1 protein-coding gene is annotated in these 290 nt (G+C 61.0%); it reads right to left on the reverse strand.

Going from position 1 to position 290, the window contains the following annotated elements:
* The coding region (locus GV790_RS30860) for a hypothetical protein (protein WP_218586505.1) at nt 1–243 on the reverse strand (243 nt) is incomplete at its 3' end.
* Between the last annotated feature and the right edge of the window lie 47 nt (nt 244–290).

Here is a 290-nt window from a genome sequence, read left to right on the forward strand (position 1 = left end):
GACAAAGTGCATGTCGACATGGACCCGGTCACCGAAGGTACTAGTGACGGTGCCTTCGACCTCCCGCTTGCCGTAGGTGAACAGCACGCGATCGCCGACCTTGAAGTGCCGGACCGTGGGGGCCTTCTTCGGCAGCTTGATTGTCGACGGATTGTCCCTGGTCGTCTTAGCCCGGACAACCGGGGACTTGCTCTTCGTAGGCACGCGCACAGGTGCCCGCGTCGGCTTAGGTGTAGTCGCCATTCCGGTCACCTCCTCTACCAGCTCTTACCGAGCGTGTCCTGCAAGTA

The sequence above is a fragment of the Nocardia cyriacigeorgica genome (assembly GCF_010858045.1).
GTDB classification, from domain to species: domain Bacteria; phylum Actinomycetota; class Actinomycetes; order Mycobacteriales; family Mycobacteriaceae; genus Nocardia; species Nocardia cyriacigeorgica_E.